Below are 10,058 nucleotides of genomic sequence, written 5' to 3' on the forward strand. Positions count from 1 at the left end.
ACACTATGGTGGCTGTTTCTTTGTTTTGACATCATTCACTTACCTCCGGGAAAATTGCGTTATGTCGTATTTCAGTATAAACCATGTGTCCATTATAAGGGGGTCAACCACAGGCACGCCCCGGAAATTGTCGAATACACAAGCTAAGGAGTTACAGGGTGAGCTGACTTTACAGGCATCCAACTTGAGGTAAGAGATTCCCCATTTATACAACGTGTATAAAAAGATTCCACACATTATGATGGATTGGATAATGAAATCGCTATCAATTCTTTGTTAAGCTTTATCTATCATATTTGGTCATGATGATAGGTTAATTGTAGAGGTTTCGATGTCTAAGCAACTTTAAAAAAGGGTGTTGTATAAATGGGACAATTTTTTGAGAGTTTGGTTTCGACTTTTAGCGGATTTACGAATGCCGCGTTGGTTACTTTGCAGATTACAGTTGTTTCTCTTATCTTGGCAAGTGTCATTGGTTTGTTCGTGGCATTGATGAAACTGTCGAATAAAAAAATTCTTTCTGGGATTGCGAATTTGTATATTGGGATTATTCGCGGGACCCCGCTGATTGTACAAATTATGTGGTTGTATTTTGGGATTACACAAGTTGTTGTATTATCTGCATTCTGGGCAGGAGCTATCGCTCTTGCCATTCATAGCGGGGCCTATATAGCAGAGATTTTTAGGGGAGCCATCCAATCGATTGATAAAGGCCAAATGGAAGCAGCGGAAGCTCTGGGTATGACAAAAAAGCAGTCGATGAGAAGGATTATTTTCCCTCAGGCGTTCAAACGTTCGATCCCTGCGCTTGGAAACCAATTTATTATTGGCCTTAAAGACTCTTCGCTTGTAGCTTTCATTGGAATTACAGAGATATTTAACCTTTCCATGAGTCAGGCAGCCGCCACATTCAGACAGCTGGAATTCTATACAATAGCAGGAATCTATTATTTGATATTAATTGTTATTTTCACCATGATCACGAACAAAATTGAAAAACGGTTGGACACAGGGAGAGTATGAATATGATAAAGGTCAAAAATTTGCATAAGTACTTCAATGATTTACATGTATTAAAAGGAATAGATTTAGAGGTTAAGAGTCAGGAAGTTGTCGTCATATTGGGGGCAAGCGGATCGGGTAAAAGCACTCTCCTGCGTTGCCTGAATTATCTGGAAGAAAAAGATGACGGGGAAATTTGGTTTGAAGAAACAATGGTGGACCCGTCAAGTATTAAACTGAATAAGGTAAGAGAAGATATTGGAATGGTGTTTCAGCACTTCAATTTGTTTCCACATAAAACGGTGATTGAAAATATCATTGAGGCGCCTATTATTGTCCGAAGGATGGAAAGAGAAAAAGCGATTCAGCAAGGGATGGAGCTATTGAAGAAGGTGGGGCTAGATGACAAGGCACATGTGTATCCCGATAAGTTGTCCGGTGGACAGAAGCAAAGGGTTGCGATAGCCCGTGCTTTGGCCATGAACCCTCGTGTCCTGTTATTTGATGAACCAACATCAGCATTGGACCCGGAGTTGGTTGGAGAAGTATTAAATGTAATGAAGGAACTTGCCCAGGAAGGCATGACGATGGTAGTAGTTACGCATGAAATGGGGTTTGCACGTGAGGTGGCTGATAGAATTGTATTTTTGGATAAAGGCGTAATCGCTGAAGAAAGCCCACCTGAACAGTTTTTTACAAGTCCACAAACCGAGAAAGCCAGACAGTTTTTAGGAAAAGTATTATAAAAATAGGGGGTAATCAGTTTGAAAAAGTCGATTTACTTCATGTTCATGGGGTTCATTTTAATGAGTTTTTTGGCAGCATGCGGATCAGCAGACAGCGAAATGGCAGCCGGCGGGGAGGAAAAAGAGGATTTTGTTTTCGCATCAAGTGGTCTGTATCCTCCGTTTAACTATACGGATAATAATGAGCTGGTTGGTTTTGATGTGGAAGTTGGTACAGCAATTGCAGAAGAGCTTGGGATGAATCCGAAGCCAGTGACGAATCCTTGGCAAACAATTATCGCTGCATTGCAGGCGGACAAGTTTGATGCCATCATCGGAAGTATGGCAATTACGGATGAAAGATTAAAGGAAGTCAATTTTACAGATCCTTACTATGAGTCAGGGGCACAAATTTTCGTAAGTGAAGACAATGATTCTATTAAAAGCGAAGAAGATTTGAAAGGCAAAACTATCGGCGTTGTAGTATCAAGTACTTTTGAAGAAAATGCAAAAGAATATACCGACGATGTAAAAACTTATGACAGTGACGTTACTGCGCTTCAGGATTTGTTGGTAAAAGGGCGTTTGGATGCAGTGTTGACAGACCAGCTCGTTGGAATGTATGCCATCAATGAAAACGACTTGAAAATCAAGCAAGTCGGCGAGCCGATCTACCTGGATCAAATGGGAATTGCCATTAAAAAAGATAATGAAAAACTCTTGGAAGACGTAAACGAAGCATTAAACACCATCATTGAAAATGGAACTTACGGTAAAATCAGTGAGAAGTATTTTGGAGAGGATATTTCTAAATAGAGATGAAAAAGAACCATCATAAAATGCACCTCCGAATTTTGGACACAGTCTACAATTCGGAGATGCTTCTCTTATGGACGGCCGCTTTATCACGGCTCTTTTTTTAATACATGGACAAGTTTAAATGCCATTACGGCCAGCTGCAATTTCAGAAGATCCTCTGTCGACTTAATGTTCAGCCCTGTTCTGCTCTCGATCTGATTTAGTCTGTACCTTAATGTATGGCGGTGAATATACAGTTCCTCCGCTGCTTGTTGGATACTTTGATTATTTCTAAAATAGCTGTCCAGTGTCTCTATCAAGTCAAGCTCTTTATTATTTTTACTGAGTATACCGCTTATATGCTGCTTATAAACAGATGTTAGATCTATTCCTGCCCTATCCATATCCAGTAACAAATCGTACATTCCCAAATCATTGTAATGGACAATACTGTTATTACTGATGAGCTCGCTCAATTTTACGGCATAATGGGCTTCACGGGCGCTTTTTCCTAAATCATCCACCCTATCGTAATGTTTTCCAATCCCAATGATTAAATCGACCTTTGGAAAATAGTAAGTCCAGTTTTTTAATAGATCCTTTGCAAGATTTGTGCAATGTTTATATTTTTCATCAGACGTTTCTCCTGGTACATTCGTCAAAAAGATGACGGAGCTTAATTTTGTTTGAATTAAATACTGCTTATTATTTTGTTCTAGAATCTTACAAGTTAACTGATAAAGTCTGTCTATTAAATTGACATCAATGTCTTTGGGATGCTTAAAAGTCAAGTGAAAAACGGATTGATTTAAAGACAGGTCATAATCAAGCTTTAGCGCCTGGTCCATAATGATTCTATCATTTATATAATTCTTGTTAAAAATATCCTCAAGAAAATTACTTTGAATGCGTAATTGTGTTTCTTCGATTGCCTGCTTTTTTAAAAATTCCATTGCATAGATCGGCGCTGCCTGTTCCAGCGTAATATCATCAAGCTCCTGCCAATGTTCGACCGGCTTTGTCATGACGATCCAACCGTAACAGGATTTCTTTGCAATAATTGGGTAAACAGTGGAAACGTGTTGTGCAAAAGTAAAATTTACCTTAGACTCTCGCTTTAAGCTGGTTAACAGGTGATTTGAGATATCAAGTTGATGATCGTCCGTGCGAACCATCGTTTTATTAACTGTTATATCACCGTTTTGATGAAAATCATGATTTGTATAGATTATTTCATAAAATTGGTTGTAGACAATAATATTTGCGTCCGTTAATTGTGCCAGCCTCTCGGTAACCTTCGTCAGGCTCTGGTCATTTAATATGAGGTTTGTTAACTCCCTATGTGTGTTTTCAGACTGCTCCAGTAAGTGCATTTGGTTATTGACGATTTGTTCCAGCATCGCTTTCGTAATTTCTGAAAAGTTAATGTCAGTTGGAATTTCGATTAAGGGCAGATCATTTTCATTGGCTAATTCAATAAAACTGGATGGGATTTCCTTCATGTAAAAGCTCGTATAAATGGCGATTCCCGACAGAAGTTTGGATTTTAACAGCTGATGGAATACTTCAAGCTGTTCCTCGTTTTCCGATAATCCGAATCCAGTCGTAATTAAAAATTCCCCCGGCTGCAGACGGCCGATGTCTTCAAGAACTTCTACGATGGTTACCCATTTTATACTATTATTTATTCCTTTATGACCCGCTACTAATTTTGTTTTTTTCATAATTGGCAGTTGAAGTGCCTTTTGTATACTGATAGCTATTTCGTACACCCCCTACTTGTCTCTGTTTTATACACAGAGTACAATGAACGCTTGTGATTTTTGCATTTTAGTCGAATAGATTGGCATCATTGGCTCGGATATAATTTTACTAGTACATATATTATCAAGTATATCAGAGTAAACGCTTACTAACATGGTAATATATGTGAACTTTATTCCGGTATTGGGGTGTATTTCAGTGACAAGATCGTTTCTTATAAAACCTGTTTTAGGTCAAAAATATCCTTGCGTCACGCATGGCAATGGCATTTATTTATTTGATAAACAAGGCAAACAATACATTGACGGATCTTCCGGTGCTGTAACTGCAAGCATTGGACACGGTGTACAAGAAATCATCGATGCTATGGCAGAACAAGCAAAGAAGGTATCCTTCGTATACCGATCGCAGTTTACAACGGAGGCGGCTGAACAGTTGGCTAAAAAACTCAGTGAAATAGCCCCTGGAGACTTAAATTGGTCTTTCTTTGTGAACAGCGGATCTGAAGCGACTGAAACAGCCATGAAAATCGCGATTCAGTACTGGCAGGAAAAAGGAATAACAACAAAAAATAAAATCATCTCAAGAAGAATGAGCTACCACGGAATTACGATGGGGGCGCTATCCATGTCCGGCCATGTCCAGCGCCGGTCTCGTTTTGAGCCCATGCTGGAAAACTACCCGTCTGTCTCAGCTCCTTACTATTATCGGGATGCCGGCAATCTAACAATAGAGGAATGTGATGATTTCTATGCACAAGAACTGGAGACAGAAATATTGAGAGTCGGTAAAGACAATATTGCCGCATTTATTGCGGAACCAATGATTGGCGCGGCAGGAGGGGCTTTAACCCCTTCGGAGCAGTATTTCCAAAAAATGAAAGCTGTCTGTGATCGGTATGACATACTATTTATTGCCGATGAGGTCATGACGGGAATAGGCAGAACCGGAAAAATGTTTGCCATGGAGCACTTTGGTGTGATCCCTGACATTATAGCGACTGGAAAAGGAATGAGTGCCGGCTATACGCCGATGGCTGCCACCATTGTAAGTGAACGAGTGATGGAGGCGATGTTCAGTGGCAGCAAGGTGGTTATGAGTGGCCATACTTTCAGCGCCAATCCGCAATCTGCCGCAATATCGCTTGCAGTATTGCACTATATAGAGAAGTATAACCTCGTTGAAAATTCCGCTGAGATGGGAGCTTATCTAAAAGGGAAAATTTGTGAGTTAGCGGAAAAAAGTGAAATCATCGGCGATGTTCGGGGAAAAGGGTTATTTTTAGGTATTGAGTTTGTAGAAGATCAATTAACGAAGACATCCTTTTCACGTGAATTAGATGTCACCAGCAGGATTGTCAATGCCAATTTTGAAGAGGGCCTTCTCGTCTATCCGGCAAATGCAGGACAAGACGGATTAACCGGCGATGCAATCATCTTATCCCCGCCCCTTACGATTACAAAGGAAGAAGTGGATGAAGTTGTAAGAAGGTTTTCCGTGGCCCTTGAGAAAGTGGAAAAAGAACTGTCAGGAGAATTGACAAGGAACTGAATTCGGAGATTAGGAAGTTTGGGTATGTGCCCATGTATAGAAAAATGGTTAATCATTTCTATAGTTTGAGTAAATGAATTGCAGATTCTAAATGTTTTGGACGCACGGCAATATCTAAAGCAACAGGACGGTTGAAAACCTATTTAAAAACAAAAGTGGAGGGGTGTTGACGATGACAAAGGTACAATCTGTAAAAGAAGCGCTTAGGTGTTTGAAAAGCGGTTCCTCTCTAATGGTTGGCGGCTTTGGTGGGATTGGCAACCCGCCAACTTTAATTCATGCCATCTTGGAGAGCGGCATTGATAATTTAACGATAATCTGCAATGATGCGGGATTTCCGCATGTAGGAATCGGCCGGCTTATAACGGCCGGAAGGGCTAAGAAGCTTATCGCATCACATATTGGATCGAACCCGAATGCGGGCAGGTTCATGCAAGAAGAAAAATTAGATATTGAGTTTTCGCCGCAAGGTACGCTGGTTGAGCGGATTCGTGCCGGCGGTGTAGGCCTCGGCGGGATTTTAACGGATATTGGCGTGGATGGTCTGGTTGCTGAAGGCAAGGAAACAGTCATTGTTAACGGGATGACTTTTCTGATTGAAACTCCTTTAACTGCAGATGTAGCTATCGTCTACGCGAAGAAAGCTGACGAGTTTGGGAATTTAATTTTTGATAAAAGTGCAAGGAATACAAATCCTTTGGTGGCTATGGCAGGAACGGTCACGATTGCGGAAGCTGATGAAATTGTCCCTGTTGGAGAGCTGGACCCGGAGGAGATTGTGACACCGGGTGCCTTTGTGGACATTGTAGTAAAAAGTGAAGGAGTGAACTGGGAATGGGCATGGGAGTAAGTGTGCGTGAAGAGATTGCCAAGAGAGCAGCTGAAGAGATCAAAGATGGTATGATCGTCAATCTTGGCATTGGGATTCCTACTTTGGTCGCAAATTATATCCCCTCTGATATAAACGTCATGTTTCATGCTGAAAACGGCGTTCTGGGTACGGGGCCGGCTCCGAATAAAGGTGAGGAAGATGCCAATTTATGCAATGCCGGCGGTATTCCGATGACTGTCGTGCCTGGTGCGTCCTACTTTGACAGCACGTACGCATTCGGGATTATCAGACGCGGGTTGTTGGACATTACCATTTTAGGTGCATTTGAAGTCAGTGAAAAGGGTGATTTAGCGAACTGGATTGTTCCGGGAAAAATTGTGTCAGGAATGGGCGGGGCGGTTGATTTGGCACAAAAAGCAAAAAAGGTAATTGTGCTGATGAATCATACAGATAAACATGGAAATCCAAAAATTGTGACTGAATGTACGCTCCCGTTAACAGCGGAGAAATGTGTGAATCTGATCATTACAGACATGGCTGTCATCGAAGTAACGGATCTTGGATTGGTTTTAAAAGAGGTGAAAGATCCATACACCGTTGAAGATGTGATCCATGCCACAGGTGCGAAGCTACATGTTACCGAAAGTGTAAAATAAGGTTTGGCGTTATTGTATAAAACATGTCAAGGAAATGAAGCGGAGAAATCATTGAGCTCATAATATCGAAATCCACTCGTTAATGGCGGAACAACAGCGGGTGATCATTGTAGGGGGTTTTACCGTGCAGGATGCAGTTATTGTAGCTGGCGTACGAACAGCAGTAGGTGCTTTTGGAAAATCTTTAAAGAATGTGGAAGCGGCCGAACTTGGTAAACAAGTTTTGACCCAACTGATGGAGAAGACTTCTTTTTCAAAAAATGATGTGGAAGAAGTGATTTTAGGACATGGGTATGTACACGGCGGCGGATTGAATTCTGCGAGAATTGCTTCCCAGCAAGCCGGCTTTCCTGAAGAAACACCGGCATATGTCGTGATTAAGGCGTGCGGCTCGAGTCTGAAGGCCATAACTAATGCGACGGCATCGATCCAAACGGAACAAAATGAGGCGATTGTTGTCGGCGGAACGGAAAGTATGAGCAATGTTCCTTATATTGTCAAAAGCCGCTGGGGATCAAAGTTTGGGGATATTGTAATGGAGGATGCGCTGATGGCTGATGGCCTTGTCTGCTCGCTTGGTCAGGAGCATATGGGGCTCACCGCTGAAAGACTGGCTGAACAATATGGTATTTCCCGGAAAGAACAGGATGAATTTGCATTCAAAAGTCATGTAAAGGCTGCTAAGGCAATAAGTGAAGAGAAATTTCTGGACGAAATTGTGCCAGTTGAATGGCAGACAAGAGAAGGGAAACAATATTTTTCAAAAGATGAAAGTGTAAGGGTCTCTATTGATAGAGAAAAATTAGCATCTTTACGGCCGGTGTTTAAAGAGGACGGTTTCATTACTGCGGGTAATGCATGTCCTATGAATGACGGGGCAGCTGCATTATTGATGATGTCCCTTAAACGCGCGGTACAAGAGGGACTGCAGCCTCTTGTAAAAGTAAAAGCTTATGCGAGTGCAGGGGTCCATCATTCGGTCATGGGCATAGGACCCGTTCCTGCAACTAAAAAAGCGTTGAAAAAAGCAGGACTTTCGATTGATGATATTGGATTGATTGAGTTAAATGAGGCATTCGCTGCACAGGCTCTTGCTGTCATTAAGGAGCTCGGTCTGAAGGAAAACCGCGTGAATGTTAACGGTGGGGCAATCGCACTCGGCCATCCTGTTGGGGCAACTGGCGCTAAATTAAGTGTCACGCTGATCCATGAGATGATCCGCTCGAAAACGAAGTACGGGCTGGTAACTCTGTGCATGGCTGGAGGAATGGGGATTGCGGTTATCTATGAAAATATGACTTTATGAAGGAGCTAAAATCATGACAGTTAAAAACAGCATCAACCAATGGATCGATAAGAACAGACAAGCTCATATTACATTTTTACAAAAGCTTGTTCAACTATCGAGCACACAAGGAAATGAAAAGGAAGTTCAGGAAAGTGTGGCAAAGTTCTTAAAAGCCCTGGATATGGATGTGGATGTCTGGGATTTGGATGGAGAAAGATTGCAAAAGCATCCTTATTTCTATTCGAATCGCGAAACGTTTACAGACAGTCCGAATGTAGTGGGGATTTTAAAAGGTACCGGCGGTGGAAAATCCATTATTTTAAATGGTCATGTAGATGTTGTTCCTGAAGGTGACCATGCTCAATGGGATCACGGACCGTACAGCGGGAAAATCGTAGACGGAAAATTGTACGGGCGGGGTGCTACCGATATGAAGGGAGGCAATGCCTCGTTAATGATCGCATTGGATGCTATCCAATCATTGGGACTTCGCTTAAAAGGCGACGTTATATTTCAAAGTGTTGTGGAAGAAGAAAGCGGCGGAGCGGGAACGTTAGATGCGATACTTAAGGGATATAAAGCAGACGCCGCCATCATTCCGGAACCTACGAACATGAAAATTTTTCCAAAACAGCAAGGGTCAAAATGGTTCCGCCTGATTGTAAAGGGCCGAACGGCACATGGCGGCACAAGATATCATGGGATAAGTGCGATTGATAAAGCTTTTGTTGTGACTGAACATGTAAAGGAATTAGAAAAAGTCAGAAACAGCAGAATAACAGATCCGCTATATGATTCCATTCCTATTCCTGTACCCATTAATATAGGATCTATTAAAGGCGGAGACTGGCCATCTTCCGTTCCGGACATCGTAGAGTTGGAAGGCAGAATCGGAATTGCTCCAAATGAAAAGATGGAAGCAGTCCAGGCGGAAATGGAGGAATGGATGGAAAAGCTTGAGGAGAAAGATGGATGGTTCAAGGATCATCCAATTGAAGTCAAATGGTTTGGTGCCAGATGGGTCCCTGGAGAAATTGCAACAAGCCACCCCTTGATGAATTCATTGATTGAGAATTTTAAAGAAGTAGCTGACAAAGAACCTGTTATTGAAGCTGCACCTTGGGGAACAGATGGCGGGCTGCTAACCCAAGTAGGTGATACACCAAGTATTGTATTCGGCCCCGGAACGACCGGCCTCGCCCATTATCCAAACGAGTACATCGAGGTGGAGAAGATATTTGAAGCCGCTAAAATCATTGCAGGGACAATTGTTGATTGGTGCGAGTTGGATTAGGAGCAGCGCCTGTTTTAAAATGTTTCGACAAGTGACAGTGGTCAAGCCCCCTAAAAATGGACATAATCAAAATACGACAAGAATACACATTGTTTAATTGGTTTCAGTATGTGCGCCACCATTGACTTTGTTTTTGTCCGTGTTGAGG

At 42.0% G+C, this 10,058-nt stretch carries 9 protein-coding genes; 8 read left to right on the plus strand and 1 reads right to left on the minus strand.

The window, feature by feature from the left end; all coding sequences use genetic code 11:
* The first annotated feature begins 366 nt into the window (after positions 1 to 366).
* The 3 genes from ACFSCZ_RS09425 to ACFSCZ_RS09435 are packed head-to-tail and all read left to right on the plus strand — an operon-like array spanning position 367 to position 2,543.
* Positions 367 to 1,023, plus strand: coding sequence for an amino acid ABC transporter permease (locus tag ACFSCZ_RS09425; protein WP_380773672.1), 657 nt, complete (start codon positions 367 to 369; stop codon positions 1,021 to 1,023).
* A 2-nt stretch (positions 1,024 to 1,025) separates the two neighbouring features.
* The gene (locus ACFSCZ_RS09430) at positions 1,026 to 1,748 is read left to right on the plus strand and encodes an amino acid ABC transporter ATP-binding protein (RefSeq protein WP_380773673.1); all 723 of its coding nucleotides are present in this window, start codon (positions 1,026 to 1,028) and stop codon (positions 1,746 to 1,748) included.
* A gap of 39 nt (positions 1,749 to 1,787) precedes the next feature.
* Complete coding sequence (locus ACFSCZ_RS09435; RefSeq protein WP_380773680.1) at positions 1,788 to 2,543, plus strand: ABC transporter substrate-binding protein; 756 nt, start codon at positions 1,788 to 1,790, stop codon at positions 2,541 to 2,543.
* 89 nt (positions 2,544 to 2,632) lie between these two features.
* Here the strand turns inward: ACFSCZ_RS09435 and ACFSCZ_RS09440 are convergent, their stop codons facing one another.
* Positions 2,633 to 4,297 (minus strand): PucR family transcriptional regulator, encoded by a 1,665-nt coding sequence (locus ACFSCZ_RS09440; RefSeq protein WP_380773674.1) that lies wholly within the window; start codon positions 4,295 to 4,297, stop codon positions 2,633 to 2,635.
* Between the two features lie 190 nt (positions 4,298 to 4,487).
* Here ACFSCZ_RS09440 and ACFSCZ_RS09445 point away from each other — a divergent pair, with 190 nt between their 5' ends.
* From ACFSCZ_RS09445 to ACFSCZ_RS09465, 5 genes are all read left to right on the plus strand, one after another.
* A complete protein-coding gene (locus ACFSCZ_RS09445) occupies positions 4,488 to 5,840 on the plus strand; it encodes an aspartate aminotransferase family protein (protein ID WP_380773675.1) in 1,353 nt (450 codons plus the stop codon).
* A 172-nt stretch (positions 5,841 to 6,012) separates the two neighbouring features.
* Positions 6,013 to 6,690, plus strand: a complete 678-nt coding sequence (locus ACFSCZ_RS09450; protein ID WP_380773676.1) for a CoA transferase subunit A — start codon at positions 6,013 to 6,015, stop codon at positions 6,688 to 6,690.
* Positions 6,675 to 7,328, plus strand: coding sequence for a 3-oxoacid CoA-transferase subunit B (locus ACFSCZ_RS09455; protein WP_380773677.1), 654 nt, complete (start codon positions 6,675 to 6,677; stop codon positions 7,326 to 7,328). The genes ACFSCZ_RS09450 and ACFSCZ_RS09455 overlap by 16 nt, the downstream gene beginning before the upstream one ends.
* Positions 7,329 to 7,452: 124 nt before the next feature.
* Positions 7,453 to 8,634 carry a thiolase family protein gene (locus ACFSCZ_RS09460; RefSeq protein WP_380773678.1) on the plus strand — a complete coding sequence of 394 codons (1,182 nt, stop codon included), beginning with the start codon at positions 7,453 to 7,455 and terminating at the stop codon, positions 8,632 to 8,634.
* A gap of 13 nt (positions 8,635 to 8,647) precedes the next feature.
* Positions 8,648 to 9,910, plus strand: a complete 1,263-nt coding sequence (locus tag ACFSCZ_RS09465) for a peptidase (RefSeq protein WP_380773679.1) — start codon at positions 8,648 to 8,650, stop codon at positions 9,908 to 9,910.
* Positions 9,911 to 10,058 lie beyond the last annotated feature (148 nt).

The organism is Siminovitchia sediminis, assembly GCF_042680885.1.
GTDB classification, from domain to species: Bacteria; Bacillota; Bacilli; order Bacillales; family Bacillaceae_C; genus Siminovitchia; species Siminovitchia sediminis.

Coding starts and splice junctions, on each gene's coding strand:
- ACFSCZ_RS09425 (WP_380773672.1), top strand. CDS start 367: ATGGGACAATTTTTTGAGAGTTTGGTTTCGACTTTTAGCGGATTTACG.
- ACFSCZ_RS09430 (WP_380773673.1), top strand. CDS start 1,026: ATGATAAAGGTCAAAAATTTGCATAAGTACTTCAATGATTTACATGTA.
- ACFSCZ_RS09435 (WP_380773680.1), top strand. CDS start 1,788: ATGTTCATGGGGTTCATTTTAATGAGTTTTTTGGCAGCATGCGGATCA.
- ACFSCZ_RS09450 (WP_380773676.1), top strand. CDS start 6,013: ATGACAAAGGTACAATCTGTAAAAGAAGCGCTTAGGTGTTTGAAAAGC.
- ACFSCZ_RS09455 (WP_380773677.1), top strand. CDS start 6,675: ATGGGCATGGGAGTAAGTGTGCGTGAAGAGATTGCCAAGAGAGCAGCT.
- ACFSCZ_RS09465 (WP_380773679.1), top strand. CDS start 8,648: ATGACAGTTAAAAACAGCATCAACCAATGGATCGATAAGAACAGACAA.